Below are 18,387 nucleotides of genomic sequence, written 5' to 3' on the forward strand. Positions count from 1 at the left end.
AGTTTAGGACAGTTCACATAAAACTTGTAGCCGACTAACTTGAGACAGCACTTTAAAATGGTAATATCATCAAAAAGTTTTAGCCGCACAATCATAGGTTGTATTTTTATGCAGTTAGAAACACAAAAATTCTATTACACACCTGAAGAGTATTTAGAAATTGAAGAAAAAGCAGAATATAAAAGCGAATACCGTAGAAAGTCAATCACACTCTATTATCCCAAATAAGCTTCTAAAATTTTGGGATTAGTTTGAATTTCTGCGGGTGTAGTCTTTCACTAAATTTGTGTTTCTTCCTCGGTAAAGATCGGAGGCCACAATTCAGTAACGGGCAATTCCCAACCGGGAAAAAGTTCTGGTATGGTTAAAATTTCGCCATTTTCTAAAACTGTCGGTTCGCCTGTAGAGCGATAAATTGTAACTGTCTCTTCATCAGGGTCAATTAGAATACCGACGATCGCTCCTAGTTCTATAAATTTCAGAATTTTGGCTGCTATAAGTTTAATTTTATCGCTCTGAGATTTAATTTCTACCACCAAGTCAGGGACAAGTTCGCCAAAGTAACGAGGACTTTGGAGAAGTCGGGAAGCCCGAACAAAGGAAACATCAGGTGCTTTGAGGTTTGTATCTGGCATGATGAAACCGCCTGCGGAATCAAATACTCTTCCCCAGCGACGAGGATTTATCCAAGCAAAGAGAAAGGCGATGAGACGACTACTGATTTCGCTGGATACAATGTCTGATGGGCCCATGACTGAAATTTTCCCATTTTCGAGTTCCAGCTGGTAATCTAAACCTGCTTCGGTAAAAGCGGTTTGAACTTGCTCTAAATCTCTGACTGTCATCATTGACATAAAAAGCTTTTTCCACTGAGATATACAACTCGATTTTAACAAGAGCCAAATTTCCGAAGATTTGACACCGTATGCAACTTTCTCTCAAACCGATTTAAAGTAATAAGCTGTTCCATATTTAAATTGCATAAGCTGGGCGCTCATGTTGCCCACCCCACAAGAGTTATGTTTAATTTGATTATGCAAATTAGATGTTTTTTAGCTTATCTATTACCCAATATTCAGTCGAAACTTCAAACCATATTATTATTTCCCTAGATACGCTTCTAGAACTTTGGGATTGGTTTGAATTTCTGCGGGTGTACCGTCAGCTAAATTCTGCCCTTCGGCAAGTACCCAAACGCGATCGCACAATGACATAATCACATCCATGTTGTGTTCGATAATTAAAAAGGTCATGCCATCTTGGCGGTTCCAAGTGATAATGCGATCGCAAATATCATCAATCAGCCTGGGATTCACCCCAGCAGCCGGTTCATCCAACAAAATTAACTTGGGATTAGTCATCAGCGCCCGTCCCATTTCTAGCAGCTTCCGTTGTCCACCAGACAAGCAACCAGCATAATCGTGTGCTTTTTTTGCTAAACCCACTGATTCTAATAAAAACATTGCTCGTTCTTGGAGTTGCTTTTCTTCCTTAGCAACAATGTGCGGTTGCAACTGCACCTGCCAAAAATTTTCACCCGTTTGCTTTTGCGCCGCCAGCAGCATATTTTCTAACACCGACAACCGCGAAAGAGTTCGTGCAACCTGAAAAGTGCGGATTACACCCTGCTGGGCGATTTGATATGGTTGCAAGTTGTGAATCGGTTCGCCGTCAAAAATTACTCGTCCCTTATCTGGGCGAATGAAGTTTGAGAGTAAGTTAAATAAAGTAGTTTTACCAGCACCATTGGGGCCAATTAAGCCCGTAATGCTGCCTTTAGCAACTTCGATTTTCGCTTCATTAACTGCTTTGACACCACCAAAGCTTTTAGAAAGTCCAGTGGCTACCAAAAGGGGAAGCGGGGATGACTGATTATTTACCAAGGGTGAGTTCCTCCTTTTTCCCTAAGATACCTTGAGGACGCCAAATCATCAGTACCATCAAAATTAGTCCGATTACCATGATCCGAAATGCACCCAAACGGGCTTCATCAAGGGGAACAATTCTAGGTAAAACTTCTCGCGTTAGCGCATCGTAAGCAAAGAAAATTACCGCACCTAAGATTGTGCCAACGTTATTACCAGAACCGCCTAAAATCACCATAATCCAAGTGTCAAAGGTGATTTGTGGTTGAAAATTATCAGGGTAAATAGCGCCCAGTTGCCAAGCGAAGAAAGCACCAGCGATGCCCGCGATCGCACCCCCTAACATGAGAGATTGTAATTTATACCAAAAGACATTTTTTCCCAGTGCCTTGGGAATTTCTTCATCTTCGCGGATAGCTTTGAGAATTCTACCCCAAGGCGATCGCACCAAAATTTCTAACCGCCAGTATACAAGTGCTAACACTAGCAGCAACACTAGCATTAAACCCGCTTTTGGGTTGTAGCTATAGAGTCCAATCACCCCGGAAATATAAATCGCTACTGCCAAAACTGCTAACACAATTCCCACACCCAAACGGGATGCGAATTCTTGCTTGCTAGTTGTCCTTTTACCTAAATCAGTAGTTCGAGATACTTGGGTGATGCGAATCCATCGCCATAACGTAAAAAAAGTTACGGCAGTTAGTAGCGTTAACAACCCAATCATCCCAAATCTGACAAACAAATTCGGCTCCGTAGATAGAGGTATGGGATAACTTTGTACACCAAACGCCCCAGAAACCCAAGTATCACCCACAGGTAATTCCTGGTTATTTACCACTAAACGAATTAATTCCCCTGTACCAATAGTGACAATTGATAGATAATCTTCCCGCAAGCGTAGAGTTGCAAAACCAATTATCAAACCCAACAAGGCGGCGACAATTGCCCCAGCGATTGCCGATATCAGTAGGGGTACACCCTTTAAGCTTAACAATACGGTTGTATATGCTCCCAGAGTCATGAAAGCAATATGACCAAAGTTAATGAGTCCAGTGAAGCCCCATTGCAAATTGAGTCCTAGTGCGAATAGAGCGAAAAGTGCTGTAGAAATTGCTAAGAAAATGAGATAGTCAACCATGTTTTGGAATGGGGAGTGGGGAGTGGGGAGTGGGGAATGGGGAAGGAGGAATCGGGAATGGGGAATGGGGAATGGGGAATGGGGAATCGTTATTTTCGCTTGTGCCCCTACTCCCTACTCCCTACTCCCCACTCCCACTCACTAAGCGAATAAATTTTAGCGTAGCTTGAGCGTAGCTAATTTTATGGGAATACTATCTATTGTTGGTGTTTGCTGGTAGGGAATAATTGACGTATGAATTTGCTACGACTGAGAATGCATCATCTAATTGAGCAATTAGGTGATGACGATTTGCAAGACATTTGGAACGTTCTGGAAGGTTTATATTATGACTTTTATATGCTCAAAGCGATACAACAGGTTAAGCGATCGCAGCAACCGTGGGATATATTAACCCATGAAGAAGCGGTAAGACTGTTGATGTTTTTCTGATTCAGCAGCGCTTTCTTTTCTAATGCCAGTGGCCCCTCAAGTTTTGGTGAAGGTAACGCCCAGTGAGTCTGGAAATGCGCTATGCCAGGTCTTTTTTGCTAGACCTGAAGAATTTAGAACCTGCCGCCTACGAGCGGGTGTATGATTTTGTCTTTATTGAGTTAGCCCAAAAGTGGCAACTGACTGATTTAAAAGAACTGCGACAGCTTGATGGTGAAGGCATTTTTCACCGCTTCACCCTCGATAATTATCTAATTGGTATAGAAATCAGGGGTGAAATAGTGAAATTTCTGCGTGTCATCCCTATGCCAGATGTTTAAAGTGAGGAGTTAAGGGAACACTGAAAACTGTAAACTGTATAAGGCTAGGCAGGGATCGCTATAACCTTACATTAAACTGGTTTTTGAAAAACACTTTATTTGAGATTTCCCTATGGATGCTAGGGCACTTTGGCAACGATACCAAAACTGGTTATATTTCCACGAGGGATTGGGATTGTACTTAGACGTGAGTCGGATACGGTTCGATGATGCCTTTGTGGAATCGTTGCAGCCGAAGTTTGACAAGGCGTTTGCGGATATGGCTCAACTAGAGAAGGGTGCGATCGCAAATCCCGATGAGAACCGCATGGTTGGACACTACTGGCTGCGAAATCCTGATTTAGCGCCATCTCCAGAACTTACACAAGAAATAGTCCAAACCCTAGAACAAATCGAAGCCTTTGCGGAAAAAGTCCAAACAGGTGCTATTCATCCTCCCAGAGCAAGCCGCTTTACGGATATTATTTCCATTGGCATTGGTGGTTCCGCCCTCGGCCCCCAATTCGTCGCGGAAGCTCTCGCTCCTGATTTCCCGCCCCTGAAAATTCACTTTATCGATAACAACGATCCCGCAGGTATCGATCGCGTTCTCAATCATCTGCGAAATAGCCTCGCCAGCACTCTGGTATTGGTGATTTCCAAATCTGGGGGAACGCCAGAACCCCGCAATGGCATGATTGAAGTTAAAAAAGCCTACGCCGGACATAATTTGGAATTTGCTCAATATGCGGTAGCAATTACCAGCGTTGATAGCAACCTCGATAAGCTGGCCAAAGAGGAAGGCTGGCTAGCCAGATTTCCCATGTATGACTGGGTAGGAGGACGTACCTCAGAAATGTCTGCTGTGGGCCTAGTACCCGCCGCATTACAGGGGATTGATGTTCGTGCCATCCTAGATGGTGCAAAAGAGATGGATGACGCTACCCGCATCCCAGATGTGAAAAATAACCCAGCAGCCTTACTCGCCTTGTCTTGGTACTTTACTGGCAATGGCAAGGGCGAAAAAGATATGGTTGTCCTACCTTACAAGGACAGCTTATTTTTATTCAGTCGCTATTTGCAACAGCTGGTGATGGAATCCTTGGGCAAAGAAAAAGACTTAGACGGTAACGTTGTCCATCAAGGCATCGCCGTTTATGGCAACAAAGGCTCAACAGACCAACACGCTTATGTGCAGCAGTTACGCGAAGGTGTAGCGAATTTCTTTGCTACCTTCATCGAAGTGTTGGAAGATCGTCAGGGCCCATCCACTGAAATAGATCCGGGAGTTACATCAGGCGATTATCTTTCCGGTTTTCTTCAAGGAACCCGACAAGCGCTTTATGAAAATCACCGCGATTCCATTACAGTCACCATTCCCCAAGTTAATCCCCGGACTGTAGGTGCATTAATTGCTTTGTATGAACGCGCTGTTGGTTTATACGCCAGTTTGGTTAATGTCAACGCCTACCATCAACCAGGTGTAGAAGCTGGCAAAAAAGCTGCCGCCTCCATTCTGGATTTGCAAACACGAGTGTTAGCAGTACTACAAAAAGAAAAAACTCCCCTTTCTCTTGAGGAACTCGCCGATAAGGCAGGCGCATCAGAGCAAGTTGAGGCAATTTACAAGATTTTGCGTCATATCCACGCCAATCAGCGAGGTGTAGTTTTGCAAGGTGATCTTCAGAAACCCGGTAGTTTGACGGTTTCTGCTAGCTGATAGCTCTAGTCTAAATATCACGTTTTATCCATAATTGTTGTATCAGCAACAATTTTTTATTGTGAAGCATCCTAGATAGAAGATATATCTTCCGTCTAGGATGCTTCACCGTATAATTCGTAATTTGTAATTAACTTCTCTCTGGGTTCTCAATACTGTTCGGGTAAGGCAAGAGACGCGATGAATCGCCGTCTCTACAATAATTATTCTTTCGTCTTGACCATAGAGCCACAGAAAACAGAAAAAACAAGAAAGTTTACGAGTCACCTTGAAAGAGCTAGTCCTAAGTAATTACTAATGACTAGCTAAGCTAATGAGCATTTAAGTTGCATAACACCAGGGATAGAGCCGCTTACTACAAGCGAATCAGTCTGGAAAAATGAATGACGATTAGCTTACCATGAGGCGTTGACTAAAGTAACTCTTGGGTAAGAAGCAGCGATCAGGTAAAAAAGGATTGTTGACATTTTGACATAAAAAAGTACTGGGCTTATCCCGATGACAAAATGGTGGCACAATTCCCCAGTGTTCTGCCAGCCAAATCCAGTATCCTATTTCAATTCTGCCATAGCTTGAGACCGTGAGAATCTCTCCAACACTGTTGTTAATAGATACTAAATCTGAAGATGATTTGATTTCAATTAACAGCCAAGCTAACTCATCTACAGAAAAGTAATAGCCGTTTTCGGCAGCGATATCAACAAACTGGTGTGAATCTTTAGCTATTAGCAATTCTTCTTTGAGAGATGGCGTTTTTTGGGCAAAATCAAAAAGATCCCAAATCTGTCTTCTCGTAATTAGAAACCAGGCAAGTTCTTCTGCGGTTAAATTGTAACCATTTTCTGTTGCTAACTTGAGAAATGGCTCAAGGCTATCGGTTTCTGCTAGTTGACTTTTTAACTGGAAAGTTTGCTCTACTAGTGACAAAAAATCAATAATTTTTTGCCATGTAACTTTGTCAAAATTTTTGTTAACTTTTATTTTTTCTTTCCAATAAATGTATTTATCTTCTTGAAGAAAGAAATTCCAAATTTGATAATACATGGGTCATTTTCCCTAAGTTATAAACTTGGTAGATATTTTTGATTAATGAATACCAGTGTAGTAAGTATAATGTGTTTCTTCGACAGTACTAAATCTCCTATCTCATGTAAATGAAGTTACACAGTGCTTCAGTATTAACTTTCTGTAAAGTTTGTCACCATAAATAACATTTACTGAGAAAAAGATGAAGGATTGCGATACCTGGAGTTGGCTGTACTAAGCTTTTTGTTGCTTCTCATAAAATAAAATTAAGTCAATAGATAGTATTAATTATTTATGAATGAATCAACCGCAAAACAACCTGCACTTCAGTTATTTTTAACGTAGACGCAGAGGGCTACCACAGAGGCGCAGAGAACACAGAGGTAAGAAAAGAGATATATTTTCTTTAGTTCATAGGTAAATCGTGGAGAAAGTAAAAGCGATCGCCTTTATATTTCTGTAAAATAAAGTTAAGACAGCATTAACAAATAGGGCTAATTACTATGGCTGAATCAACTGCAAAACAACCTGCACGTCGAGGCAGAATCTTTCCAGAACGAATTTTACCACCGGAAGAACTTGCTAGACGCAAAGCAGAACGAGAGGTATTTCATAAGCTTTGTCGGGCAATATTTGAGCGGGTACGTCCAGAATATATCGAAAAAAACTATGGCTGGTATATTGCAGTAGAGCCAAATAGTGGAGATTATTTCATTGATGAAGATATAGAAATAGCTCATAGAAAAGCTCTTGAAAAGTACCCAAATTCTGTACACTGTGTTTTTTGCCTAAATGAAACCGGAGCAACTGGCAGAATATGATTCAGGGTACGTTTGGTAGTAAAGGACAGCTATTTTTTGAAATTGATTTGATTACATATGATGGATTAAATCTGCCTGTGGATGCCATGTTTGATACTGGCTTTACAGGCTTTATGGTAATTAATAAACAAGATTTAGATAGTCTTAACTGGGCTTATATGGGGAATGAACCTCTGATAAATGCACAGTGAGAAATTATATTTGACAGATATTCAGGTAAGGTTTTATTGGATGAACAGGAGTATGAGATTCCTGTTTATGCAGGTGACGAAATTATAGAAGTTTTGTTAGGTTCAGAATGGCTAAAAATTCTGCCGTTGGTGGTGAATTATCAGGTTGATATATTAACTTTGGGGTAACTGCGATGGCTACAAATGGCTATGCCTATGCACTTCACCTATTTTTAAACGAACCGCATTCGCGTTAGCGTCTCCCCGAATTCCAAAGGGAGAGGCTAACGCCAAGGGAGAAGGACGCAAAGAGCGCGAAGCTAAGAAAAGAGATATATTTTACTATTTTTAGTTAATAGGTAAATCGCGGAGAAAGTAAAAGCGATCGCTTTTCCAATCACTACCTTTAATTCGCCCTAAATAGCCTGTTAATGGTGAGGAAAGCTCAATCAATAAATCGTGAACTAATTCATCATTTAGTCGGGGATTATGAGTAGCATTGTAATGAACACGAATTTCTGTAACTGTGAAACTTGGATGTGTAACTTTTGAAGTTTCGTTGTCTTGTTCAGAGAGTTCTTTGACTGCTGTGATCATCTGCGATCGCAGGTTCATCTCTCTCTCAGCTTTATCAATATATTCATCAATTTTATAGTCAATTTGCCCAGGTTCTAGATATTGCTGTAATTCGACTAAGTTAATAGCACCTGGATATTTTGCTTGCAATTCAACGAGTTTTTGTAAAGTCATAGTATTAATAATACTTACTTCCCATTCTTTAGCAGCTTTTAGTGTATCTGTCGATGGATTCCCAGGGCCAATTACTAACTTAGCTGAAGTTAATACTTGAGTTTTACCTAAGTGCATACCGCCAAGTTTCAGCAGTTCCTCAACGGTACGACTCGGAATAAGCCTACCCGCTTTACACTCACAAACAATAGGGTAAGGTTTTGAACAATATAAATCTAAGCCTCCAGCACCACCTTTGAAAGCACTTTCAACTTTGAAGCCTAAAAACTCCAGACTTTGACGTGCGATGTTTTCAAAATCTGTACCAGCTTGGTAGTTACTTTTTTTCTCATCTTGTTCGATGCTGCGATCGCCCAATTTTGCAATATCATTTATCCAAGCTAAATTTGAGTCGGGTTGCGTAATTAGCTTGTCACTACTCCAACCTAAGAATACTTTGATATCGTCGTCTAATTGTTTAGCTGCTGGTTGGCTAATGGTTAAGGATGCGATCGCACTCTGCAATTCTTCCAATTCAGGATGTAGCGGGGGTTCTAGCTTTTCTAATTGGCGTTTGCGTTGGGCGAAGGTGCGATCGTTTAATGCTGGCGTTATTTCAGAAACGATCAGCGAAGAGTCTAAAGGCCGAAACTGAGGATTTTGGGATTGCAAAATAATCTCAAGCGATTGAGGTAGGAGATAAACACGTAGGTAAGCCAGAACAAGATGAGGCCGTTGTCCAAGAGTTTGCTGTAATGCTTCTTTTGTCCAGACTGTTAATGGTGACAAACTATCCAAGGATTCAGGAGGATGCAAAATGCACCCTTCACACCTAGCCCAAGCTTTAACCATAACCTTTTCACAAGCTTGCTGGGCTAAAACTGTTTGAGCAATGGACAAAAAACTTGGGCGATAGTACTGCTCATAGGATTGTAAGTTAATTGATATATCGGTTGGATAAAGAACAAATTGCCGCCCCGAATTAATGAATGATCGAGGCATTGTGACAATCATTCGCCCTTGTATTAACGCTTCAACCTCAGAAGCTGGTAAACATAAGGCTGTGTCAAGAATAACTGATTCGCTCATGTTTAATTTAACAACTCACTCAGATCCTCTGAGTCGTCTGTGTCCTCCATAATGGATGGGTTAAGGAAGTCGTTTAATAATTCTTTTCCCTCAATAGTCTCGTCATCGATATGACCACAAGGATCACTTAAAATTTCTATAAGCAGAGGATTTTGACGAGTAAACATCCTGGAAAATTCCATAATTTGTTCTTCTGTTAGCTGATATCTTTCACGTTTCTGATAAACAGCATCAAAGTAAATTAGCTCTCGAATTTCCTCAGCTTTTAGATCCACATGTTCTCCACCAAGTTCTTCTACAAGTTTTTTGAGATAAGTATAAGAATCCCAATTTTTGTGAATCTTATTTGCTTTAGAGCGAACTAAACAACCTCGCGTTATATCAAACATTTCATATTCAATTAAACGCCACATTCCTGCTCCTACTGCTTTTCCATGTAAGTACTGGAGAACAGAAACACCAATTTTGAAACTTTTGTCTTTTTGTTTGCCAATTACTTTAAAGCTGATCCAACCCTGATTTTTTGATTTTGGCTCAACGTCAGTAATATCTTCGACTGTTAATCCCTCTAGTTTCTGACCTGTGGAAGTTTCCCATTCTAATGTCTTACCTTTCAAACTCTGAAAGCCAAAACGTAAAGCATTGATAATTAAAGAGTTATTTTTTTCATCTAGATAATCTCCATGATCTACCTTGCTTTCTCTTTCTAAAGCCAAGTTAAATCTTTGCAATGGGTCTTGTGGTAATATTTCTTCCTCAACCTTAAAGTTTTCAGCACACCAATTCAAAGCTTCCCTTACAGTTAGCCCGTTCTTCCCATATTTTCTTAGTTCACTTTCTTCAAATGGATAAAGTGGATGATGAGGTTTTAAGTTATTTACTTCATAAAACTCTTTTAACCAAAGTGTGACTAAATCAACCATAGAATCGCTACTAAGAGTTTTTAAATCTATTGGTTTTCGTTGCGTATATTTTGAAACTCGATCAGGTGTACCGCCAGGCATCAGATCCACCTTATTTGTCCACGTATCAGGCAACATAACTGTGAGAATAACAAGACCTCGACCAAGTGCAGATGGTTCGAGAATATCATGTAGACGCTTCACTAAATCAGCAATTACCTGTGGAGTTGTTAAGCCATCATTATTGCAATTGTTTTCTACATCTATTTCATCAAAACAGATGACGACTGGGTTATAGTAATTCACTAAATTCAAGATTTGCTGAATATTTTTGAGGGCTTCAGATTCCCTATTTTGACTAGCTTTACTGGGATTGGGTAATCCTAACTCCTCAGCATTAGACGTTGCTAATTCATCACCAGATAACCATTTAATTGCAAAAGATGCTTGAGTTTCTGAAAGTGTCCACAAAATAGCCCGGACAATATATGGATCGGCATTTGGTTTTGTTTTGAGAACTTCTTTGGTCAGCCTGTCCATCAAATTTTTGTTCCTAGCTGACCAGCTAGAACATACTTTATCAAATCTTTCAACTAGTACCTGGGGAAAAAGACTTGGAAAATTAGAATCGATAGCTTTAAAGCCTTCATTTGCCATCGCTGCCGCCACTTCCCGCCACTGCATCACGCCTTGACTACCAGTATTACTGAGACTATCTGTCAAAGTTTGTTGGAACTGGTATTTAACTAGATTTAAATCTGTATAGTTGTTAACACCTGCATAAATGAACAGAGCAGTTCCATTGGTTTTAAGTCGATGGCGAATGCGACTAAGGATGTGAGTTTTACCCACACCCTGTTGAGCTGTTATGGCAATTGATGTCACTTTCTCTTGAGTCGATTGACTAGTACGTACCAAATCAATTGCCTGAAAAACTGCATTAGAAGCGTGAGCATTTAAAGTTGGTACATCGGGGAATCCCTTCCCCCATACATCTTGTTCTTTGACTATGCCAGCGTTGATAAATGGATTATGACTTCTGATCGCGGCGTTAAGAGCTTCTGTTGGAGAGACGGCTGAACTGTCCATAATAATTTTGTTTGAGTAAAAAGCCACACAAGGATTCGGAGAAATTTAGGTATTTAAAAGCTTGGTGTAGTAACGCAACCCACCACCAGGAATTATTATTGAATCATCACGCTTGTCTGGGGTGATATCTCGCATTTCTCCTGCCATCAGCTGCAAAATATCATTAGCTTGCATTTCTATTAGCCAATCATTAAACTCTGTACGACTAACGCGATCGCCAATTCCTCTTCTAATGCGATAAATTGGCACTAGGTTATTAAAGTTGTACTCATAGTTCAGCTTGTCGTAGACTTCCAACGCCACAGATTTAAACTCGTCGTAAGAAGCGATCGCACCTTTCCTATTAACCAGTACATCTGCACTAGTTACCGCAACATCAATCTGACTAATCCACTTCACTAACGCATTCGCCGCCCAAGTACCGACAATCGTCCCTTCAAACTTAAAATCGCCACTTCTCAAACCCTCACCCAATACCTCTAAACCCTTGCCAGATGTCAGAGAATATCCCTTTTTGGAAATTGCGATCGCACCCTCTTTCTGCAAATCCTCGAATATGCCCTGATAATCTGCTACCTTCTGGCTTTTCGATACAATTCGCTTTGTAAGCTGACCTTTCTTAACTTCCTGCTGCGTTCCTCCCAAATCCCACAAAGCCAAAAGAAGACGAGTGCTAGTATTTTTTGATGTCATATTGAGTGTACTTTTTGACAAAAAGCATCATAGTAACTGTATCTTTTTAAATTATTTACGCAGAAAAAATAACCGAGAAATTGCTGAATATTTCGGCGTTTCAACTAAATAGACTCATCAAAAATCAAACTGCAACACGAGAGTAATTAATCCGTGAGACACCACGCCCACTAATCGAGCGTGGTTTGAATTAGTCCGAAGTCAGAAAGTTTTTTCCCACTCGTTAAGAGCAAGGTCTGTACCAAAAAACTCTTTATCAATGACTAATGACTAATGACTAATGACTAATATATTTCCTTGGGATGAATGCAGCTTCTCTCAAAGGCAGGATGGAATACTTGAGAAAATCCACGATCATGATAGAGAAACGCTGTAGCTGTGCAGTTGTAAATTAAGTGGTCTATGTTTTTTCAATTCCCCGCGAAATAACAGGAATTCCAACTTTGTTTTTGCAACAGCAGGGCTTTTAGCAAATACAGGTGAGAACGAAATCCAATGAACACAATATATAAAGAACGTAAAATAGTTTCGCGTCTATTTGCAGTGATGCTTTCGGCATTGCTAATGGTGCCCTTGCTGAGTAGCTGTGGAGGCGGTTCCAGAAACGCTTCAGCTCCACCACCAGTGGATGATACCGTCGGTAGAACAGTGAGCGATCGCACCAACCAACCCGAAGCGAAGAAGGGCTTGTCTACAGGGCAAAAAGTTGCTATTTTGGCAGGAGCAGCTGGACTTTATTACCTCTACAACCAGCACAAGAATGCTTCACAAGAAGGAGCGCAAGGTAAATACTATCTTTCCAAGAATGGGCGTGTATACTACCGCGATGCTGAACATCGCGCTCACTGGGTAACGCCACCATCAGAAGGAATTCGAGTGCCAGAATCGGAAGCACAAAAGTATCGGGAATTCCAAGGCTATAACCGGAGTTCTACAGGTCGCGATCTCACTGGTATAACTTCATCAGAAGCACCAGCACTCTAGATCAGCCAAGCGTGTGTAAATCTCAAGCGGGTTTCCCGGAGAATAACGCCGATCACGCCCGTCGGAAACACGAACTTAAATCAGGAGACAGATTATGGTAAATGAATTTTTCCGAAAGGCGAAAGACTTGCTTTTGGGGTCGAACAGCGATCAAGCCGATCAAGATGCCGAATTTCGCGATGGGCTACGCCCCGCCGGAGGCGATCGCAATGTACGTCCAGCCAGTGAAGATCCATACGGCGATCCCGCAGATCCGGCATCTTACGGCAACGTCACCCCAGCCAGTGAAGACCCCTACGGCGACCCCGCAGATATCGCGTCTTACGGCAATGTTCGCCCCGCTAGCGAAGACCCTTACGGCGACCCCGCAGACACAGGGGAGTTTGGTGACGTTCGCCCAGCCAGCGAAGACCCCTACGGCGACCCCGCAGATCAGGATTCTCGCCGCTAACGCCAAACCAATCTGGTGATATTGGTTTTCATAGGGTGATGAATTTTGGAATAACAAATAAGGTAGCAGGTTTTAATCCCGCTGCCTTTTATTTTTGCTGCTATTTCTACAAATCACGAATCATTACACAATTGGGGAGTTATACCATTTCTTTGCGAGGCTGCGCCAAACCCTTTTAACAAAGTACCGTGGGTTTAAGTCCCCCGGTTCAATAACCGGTAAGTTTTGGGTCGGGGTCTAAATCCCCGGACGCTCGCAGACTCGCTACCGCAACGCTTTCACAAAACTTACTTGCGACTTGCGACTTGCGACTTGCGACTTGTTTTAACTTCTTTCTTTCTTTGTGTCCTTTGCGTCCTTTGCGGTTCGTTTTCTTCCTTGTACTTAAATATGGTTGAGCGCATCTTTATACAGAATTGGTATTAATTGAGATGCGATTTTTATCAACAAGAATTCAGGAATCAGAATAAATGCTAAATTCTGAATTCTGACTCCTGAATTCTTTATTTATTATTTAAACTCTTCGAGTTGATCCACACGTAACCAAATATTAGGTGTTGGCACTTTCCCAAACTTAATTAGGGCGTAATCACCTTTGATGTCTACAATTTCGCCCTTGGTTTCAAACAAATAAGAAGGAAAGCGAGGATCGCTGGCTTTAGCCTCCAGACTGTTTTCTAGTTTTTCGCGCACAGCGCGAACCATATCGCCTTTTTTGACTGCCATAAGTTCCTCCCTGAAATTTGTAACGTCTTTCACCTGCATTTTAAAAGAGTTCTGAATTAGAACTCCTAACTCTTGTAAAGACGCGATTAATCGCGTCTCCTAACTCCCCCTAGCGTTTGACACTGGGAGCAAAAATGACTAGATCGCCCAGCTAACCTGATCCGTTGAATTGCTGTACTACAAACTCGACAGGGTTCTCCAGCGCGGTTATAAACCCAGGCTACACCACCATAGTTGCCGTTAGTGCCTTTAACATTTAAGAAATTACTAAATGTCGTACCACCAGCCTCAATGCTAGTTTCTAACACTTGAATGATGGCTGTTCGCAAAGGCTTAATTTGCTTTAGCTGCAAATCTATACACAAGGTTTCAGGTAAAATTCCGCTCTTAAATAACGCTTCATCGGCGTAGATGTTACCTAATCCCGCCACCACCGATTGATCCAGTAGCGCAGTCTTAATCGGACGGCGGCGGTTTTGGAGTTTGTTTGCTAGATATTCAACAGTAAATTCTGGTGAAAATGGGTCTACTGCCAATTTTGCCAAACCGGTGATAATACTTTCTACAGGAACACCAGGCGGAACCCACCATATTTTACCGAAGGTACGTTGATCGACAAAACGCAATTCCTGCTGATCCCCAAAGAATAATCTAACCCGCGTGTGCTTGTGTAATGGTTCATCTCGATGTAACCACAGTAGTTGACCGGTCATTCGGAGATGAACCCCTAGCCAGCCGGTTGATGAAGGGGAAGATGAGGAGAGTTCAGCGAGGAGATATTTACCGCGACGATGCCAAGTAGCGATCGCATTTTCTTCAATTCCATTAATAAACTCACCAACAGAAAACGGGTAGGCGATGGTGCGATCGAGCAACACATCTCCACCCGTGATTTCTTGGTTGAGGGTCAATTGATTTAGACCCCTTCGGACTGTTTCAACTTCAGGCAGTTCAGGCATTCAAGCTGAGTTAAGCAGGCAATTGTGATTTATTTGAGCGATCGAGGAAGAAGAGATGGGGTAGTAACTTACATAGCCGTATATAGCTCGTATTACTACCCAAGAGAAACCGTAAATACCCGCAGGGCGGCTCTCGTAGATTAGGGTAGGCTAGGATGAAGAATGAATGAACTGAAAATTTCAGATTTCATACTTCAGACTTAAGACTACCCTTCATCATCGCATCAAACAACCCCCTTATAGCGTTGCTGCTATTTTTTAGGTGGTTTAGCCTTTGGTGCTTCAACCTCGACTAATTCATCCTGGGCAAAGTTGTTGGTATTGATACCAGAGTAATTGACCTTTTCAAAGCGGACAATTACAGGGTATTTGATGCCGCTTTGGTCAATAGAAGCCACAGTTCCTAAATCCTGAAACCAGTAGGATTCAGGGCGGAGAATACGTACTTTAGAACCACGTTGAACCATGATTATTTTCCCTTTTAGTTATCAATCGCCAATCTAGAGGGCTAATTGATTTCACTCTACATCCTCAAGGTCGCAGGAAGAGTCTTTGTTAAGTTATTTGTCTGAATTGGGGGCTGGGGACTGGGGACTGGGGACTGGGGATCGGGGACTGGGGACTGGGGATCGGGGACTGGAGACTGGGGACTGGAATATTAGTTATTCCATCTCCCTCATCTCCCTCATCTCCCTCATCTCCCTCATCTCCCTCATCTCCCTCATCTCCCTCATCTCCCTCATCCCCCTCATCTCCCTCATCTCCCTCATCTCCCCAATCACATAGCACATCCTAAATTTAAAAAGGTATTAGACCCTACTTGACAAGGCACACGTTATAGCGTACCTTCATTCGCAAAAGGTTATTTGTACAAAGCTTATGTTTTAGTTAAGACAAAAACACTTCCCTCGTTACCTCTGCCGATTCGTAGGTCGTTATCTATATAAGTGATATCTAACCAGCCTTGCTGTTTATCACTGTTTATAGCAACATCAATCCCCGGAAATTTTCTACCTTCTTCAATTTGTTGGATAAAAGTTACCGGAGAATTGTATTCTATTAAACGTTGTAAGCCGATAATAGAACGCTCGAATTTCACTTGGACACGCCGACCTGAAACAGGCTCAAATTTAGCAGCAACGCTGACTAATCCTTCTAAATAAGGTAAGCCATAAATCTCAGCTATGTTGTAAACACTGGTAGTCTCTACCCGGATACACTGATAGATTTGACCCAGTTTACATAAGGGTAGACGATCTAAGTTTAAAAGAGCCTTGCTAGTGGTGTATAGTAATCGCCAATTGCCATCTAGCAAATTACTAGCTTCCACCGGACGGGGTGTAGGATTAAAGTCTTCTAAAGTAGCGATCGCTGCTAAGATATCCTGTTTCTGTGCTTCGGTCGCTAGTAGACCGCGATTTGTACCAGCGATCGCATCGATAAGAGCCGCTTTTCCGATCATCGCCTGTCACCTCAAAAATCATTCACTTTCCATCAGCATAAACAAGATATTAATGACATATATTATGTAGAGCCATAAAAATTACTAAGAATCGCTTGGACTAAGCCTTATGCTTATTAAATAAAAAAATTTCTATCTGAATGCGGATTTATCAACCAAAGGGTTGAAAAGATAACTAAATTAATCCGTGTCAAGTGATAGACTCTAAATGTCAACTTACGTCAACCTTTTCTTGTCCTGACTCGATATGTTGAACTCTCCATTACGTGAAGAACCCCGTAACCAGCGAGCCGATGTCATCCCCCTAAAGCCAGAGTCTTCTTTGTTGGACTGGTTACAAAATAATGGTCGCATCATCGCGCGTGATGTTCACGAACCGGATTTTCAAGCTGACGAAGAAGGAATAGACTCCCTAATGGGTGTAGACGATGGAATTGGCTACGACCTCGATGATGATGATATAGGAATCGCTGAGGATTAGCCTTTTGAGGCTAGGGACTTGGTAGTATCCCTAGTTACTAGTATTCAATTTTATAAGTGTGGAGTGAAGGGAAACTTTTGTGGACGCTAAATTATCTCCTGAGCAAGGATTAAATATTTCTGGAATCGCTCTCGCCTCTTTATTAGCCATCGGGCTAGGTACAACAGCATTTTTCTTAGATTCGATGGCCAATCGGCTACCCTGGCAAAGCATGTCGCTAACTCTGCCACTGCTGTTGTGTACGTTGGGTTCAGGTGTGGTGGGCTATTGGGTAATACCTTTACTTCAAGCACTTAAAACTGGGCAAATAATTCGCGAAGATGGGCCCCAAGCTCATCTCAAAAAGGCAGGCACTCCCACAATGGGTGGTATATTTTTTATACCTGTATCTGTGCTGCTTGCCTGTATATTGTCTAACTTTTCTCAAGAGGTACTTGCAGTTTCGGCTTTGACAACCAGCTATGGATTGATTGGCTGGCTTGACGATTGGCAAATTCTGCGCCGGAAATCAAATAAAGGTATATCTCCCCGCACAAAACTAGCTTTGCAGGTGAGTTTTGCGGCTGTGTTTTGTCTATGGCTGATGTTTAATCAACCTTCTAATATTACAAATATTGCTTTGCCTTGGGTGGGCTTCACACTACCATTAGGATTTCTATTTTGGCCTTTAGCTGGTTTTGTGCTAGTTGCAGAAAGTAATGCGACTAATTTAACAGATGGTATTGATGGCTTGGCAGCAGGAACAGTTGCGATCGCACTTTTGGCATTAGGTGCCCTGATCGCCCCAACAGCACCAGGATTGATGGTTTTCTGTGCTGCTTTAAGTGGTGGGTGCTTAGGTTTCTTAGCCCATAACCGTAATCCAGCCCGCGTTTTCATGGGTGATACTGGTTCCCTGGCACTGGGAGGAGCTTTAGCTGCTGTAGCATTATTAACAAACACTTTAGTAGGTCTGTTTATTCTCAGTGGTATCTTCTTCGTAGAAACCCTTTCGGTGATGGCACAGGTAAGTTATTACAAAGCCACGAAAGGCCCCGATGGCAAAGGCAAACGTCTCTTTAAAATGGCACCTTTACATCATCATTTAGAACTTACTGGCTGGTCTGAATTGCAAGTAGTTGGAGTATTTTATATAATCGCTGCTATTTTGGCTACCATCTGTTTAGCTATCGCTCCATTCTGAATGTTTTAAAAACTGCTTGAATATAAAAAAACAACTCCCAAATCTTCAGGGAGTTGTTTTTTTATAGGGTAAATTTATAAGTTTCTGATTTCTATGCCAACTGAAGCGCAAAGGATAGTCATAGAGTTAATCTAAAATCTAAAATTGTTTGACCGCTTGCGGTGT

20 protein-coding genes and 2 pseudogenes are annotated in these 18,387 nt (G+C 41.7%); 10 read left to right on the forward strand and 12 right to left on the reverse strand.

The features are described from left to right. Window positions 1–108: 108 nt before the first annotated feature. Window positions 109–195 (forward strand): annotated as a pseudogene (locus V7K67_RS02665) (Uma2 family endonuclease); the annotation flags it as partial. 83 nt (window positions 196–278) lie between these two features. Here the strand turns inward: V7K67_RS02665 and V7K67_RS02670 are convergent. From V7K67_RS02670 to V7K67_RS02680, 3 genes are all read right to left on the reverse strand, one after another. After that, a complete protein-coding gene (locus tag V7K67_RS02670; protein ID WP_334732544.1) occupies window positions 279–854 on the reverse strand; it encodes a Uma2 family endonuclease in 576 nt (191 codons plus the stop codon). Between the two features lie 246 nt (window positions 855–1,100). Beyond that, complete coding sequence (locus V7K67_RS02675) at window positions 1,101–1,883, reverse strand: ABC transporter ATP-binding protein (RefSeq protein ID WP_334732545.1); 783 nt, start codon at window positions 1,881–1,883, stop codon at window positions 1,101–1,103. Beyond that, on the reverse strand, window positions 1,873–3,006 hold the full coding sequence (locus tag V7K67_RS02680; protein ID WP_335165162.1) for a branched-chain amino acid ABC transporter permease: 1,134 nt from the start codon (window positions 3,004–3,006) through the stop codon (window positions 1,873–1,875). Before V7K67_RS02680 ends, V7K67_RS02675 begins: the two co-directional genes overlap by 11 nt. Before the next feature lie 234 nt (window positions 3,007–3,240). On the opposite strand from V7K67_RS02680, the gene V7K67_RS02685 reads away from it, so the two are divergent. The 3 genes from V7K67_RS02685 to V7K67_RS02695 all read left to right on the forward strand — a co-directional run bounded on the left by V7K67_RS02685 (window position 3,241) and on the right by V7K67_RS02695 (window position 5,457). Next, window positions 3,241–3,438: a hypothetical protein gene (locus tag V7K67_RS02685; protein WP_179067621.1), complete on the forward strand. Its 198-nt coding sequence runs from the start codon at window positions 3,241–3,243 to the stop codon at window positions 3,436–3,438. Window positions 3,439–3,500: 62 nt separating this feature from the next. Further along, window positions 3,501–3,758 (forward strand): cytotoxic translational repressor of toxin-antitoxin stability system, encoded by a 258-nt coding sequence (locus tag V7K67_RS02690; protein WP_334708993.1) that lies wholly within the window; start codon window positions 3,501–3,503, stop codon window positions 3,756–3,758. 112 nt (window positions 3,759–3,870) lie between these two features. Next, on the forward strand, window positions 3,871–5,457 hold the full coding sequence (locus V7K67_RS02695; RefSeq protein WP_335165164.1) for a glucose-6-phosphate isomerase: 1,587 nt from the start codon (window positions 3,871–3,873) through the stop codon (window positions 5,455–5,457). 390 nt (window positions 5,458–5,847) lie between these two features. Here V7K67_RS02695 and V7K67_RS02700 read toward each other — a convergent pair whose 3' ends face one another. Then, the gene (locus V7K67_RS02700; protein WP_334732548.1) at window positions 5,848–6,501 is read right to left on the reverse strand and encodes a Nif11-like leader peptide family natural product precursor; all 654 of its coding nucleotides are present in this window, start codon (window positions 6,499–6,501) and stop codon (window positions 5,848–5,850) included. A gap of 485 nt (window positions 6,502–6,986) precedes the next feature. On the opposite strand from V7K67_RS02700, the gene V7K67_RS02705 reads away from it, so the two are divergent. After that, complete coding sequence (locus tag V7K67_RS02705) at window positions 6,987–7,304, forward strand: hypothetical protein (protein WP_334732549.1); 318 nt, start codon at window positions 6,987–6,989, stop codon at window positions 7,302–7,304. Beyond that, window positions 7,301–7,663: pseudogene (locus V7K67_RS02710) on the forward strand (aspartyl protease). Before V7K67_RS02705 ends, V7K67_RS02710 begins: the two are co-directional and overlap by 4 nt. Window positions 7,664–7,822: 159 nt before the next feature. On the opposite strand, the gene V7K67_RS02715 reads toward V7K67_RS02710, so the two are convergent. From V7K67_RS02715 to V7K67_RS02725, 3 genes are read right to left on the reverse strand one after another with little or no spacing between them, the layout of a single operon-like run. After that, window positions 7,823–9,292, reverse strand: coding sequence for a DUF1802 family protein (locus V7K67_RS02715; protein WP_335165167.1), 1,470 nt, complete (start codon window positions 9,290–9,292; stop codon window positions 7,823–7,825). A gap of 2 nt (window positions 9,293–9,294) precedes the next feature. Beyond that, complete coding sequence (locus tag V7K67_RS02720) at window positions 9,295–11,283, reverse strand: P-loop NTPase fold protein (RefSeq protein WP_335165168.1); 1,989 nt, start codon at window positions 11,281–11,283, stop codon at window positions 9,295–9,297. 45 nt (window positions 11,284–11,328) lie between these two features. Then, window positions 11,329–11,976, reverse strand: coding sequence for a hypothetical protein (locus tag V7K67_RS02725; RefSeq protein ID WP_335165169.1), 648 nt, complete (start codon window positions 11,974–11,976; stop codon window positions 11,329–11,331). A 495-nt stretch (window positions 11,977–12,471) separates the two neighbouring features. Here V7K67_RS02725 and V7K67_RS02730 point away from each other — a divergent pair, with 495 nt between their 5' ends. Together V7K67_RS02730 and V7K67_RS02735 are read left to right on the forward strand one after the other, a co-directional pair. After that, window positions 12,472–12,960 carry a hypothetical protein gene (locus V7K67_RS02730; protein WP_334707203.1) on the forward strand — a complete coding sequence of 163 codons (489 nt, stop codon included), beginning with the start codon at window positions 12,472–12,474 and terminating at the stop codon, window positions 12,958–12,960. Window positions 12,961–13,054: 94 nt separating this feature from the next. Further along, the gene (locus V7K67_RS02735; protein ID WP_334707202.1) at window positions 13,055–13,411 is read left to right on the forward strand and encodes a translation initiation factor; all 357 of its coding nucleotides are present in this window, start codon (window positions 13,055–13,057) and stop codon (window positions 13,409–13,411) included. A gap of 510 nt (window positions 13,412–13,921) precedes the next feature. Here the strand turns inward: V7K67_RS02735 and V7K67_RS02740 are convergent. The 5 genes from V7K67_RS02740 to V7K67_RS02760 form a co-directional block, all read right to left on the reverse strand. Continuing rightward, the gene (locus V7K67_RS02740; protein ID WP_292776191.1) at window positions 13,922–14,137 is read right to left on the reverse strand and encodes an NAD(P)H-quinone oxidoreductase subunit O; all 216 of its coding nucleotides are present in this window, start codon (window positions 14,135–14,137) and stop codon (window positions 13,922–13,924) included. Between the two features lie 86 nt (window positions 14,138–14,223). Then, a complete protein-coding gene (locus V7K67_RS02745; protein WP_334732554.1) occupies window positions 14,224–15,096 on the reverse strand; it encodes a DNA-formamidopyrimidine glycosylase in 873 nt (290 codons plus the stop codon). Window positions 15,097–15,347: 251 nt separating this feature from the next. After that, entirely contained in the window at window positions 15,348–15,563 is a 216-nt protein-coding gene (locus V7K67_RS02750; protein ID WP_069073932.1) for a photosystem I reaction center subunit IV, read from the reverse strand. 88 nt (window positions 15,564–15,651) lie between these two features. After that, window positions 15,652–15,885 carry a hypothetical protein gene (locus tag V7K67_RS02755; RefSeq protein ID WP_335165172.1) on the reverse strand — a complete coding sequence of 78 codons (234 nt, stop codon included), beginning with the start codon at window positions 15,883–15,885 and terminating at the stop codon, window positions 15,652–15,654. Between the two features lie 88 nt (window positions 15,886–15,973). Further along, entirely contained in the window at window positions 15,974–16,558 is a 585-nt protein-coding gene (locus V7K67_RS02760) for a PAP/fibrillin family protein (RefSeq protein WP_334732556.1), read from the reverse strand. 247 nt (window positions 16,559–16,805) lie between these two features. Here V7K67_RS02760 and V7K67_RS02765 point away from each other — a divergent pair, with 247 nt between their 5' ends. Further along, window positions 16,806–17,039, forward strand: a complete 234-nt coding sequence (locus V7K67_RS02765; protein WP_334732557.1) for a DUF3134 domain-containing protein — start codon at window positions 16,806–16,808, stop codon at window positions 17,037–17,039. Window positions 17,040–17,118: 79 nt separating this feature from the next. Beyond that, the gene (mraY, locus tag V7K67_RS02770; protein WP_334732558.1) at window positions 17,119–18,222 is read left to right on the forward strand and encodes a phospho-N-acetylmuramoyl-pentapeptide-transferase; all 1,104 of its coding nucleotides are present in this window, start codon (window positions 17,119–17,121) and stop codon (window positions 18,220–18,222) included. The last annotated feature ends 165 nt before the right edge of the window (window positions 18,223–18,387 follow it).

The sequence above is a fragment of the Nostoc sp. genome (assembly GCF_036917155.1).
Lineage (GTDB): Bacteria > Cyanobacteriota > Cyanobacteriia > Cyanobacteriales > Nostocaceae > Nostoc.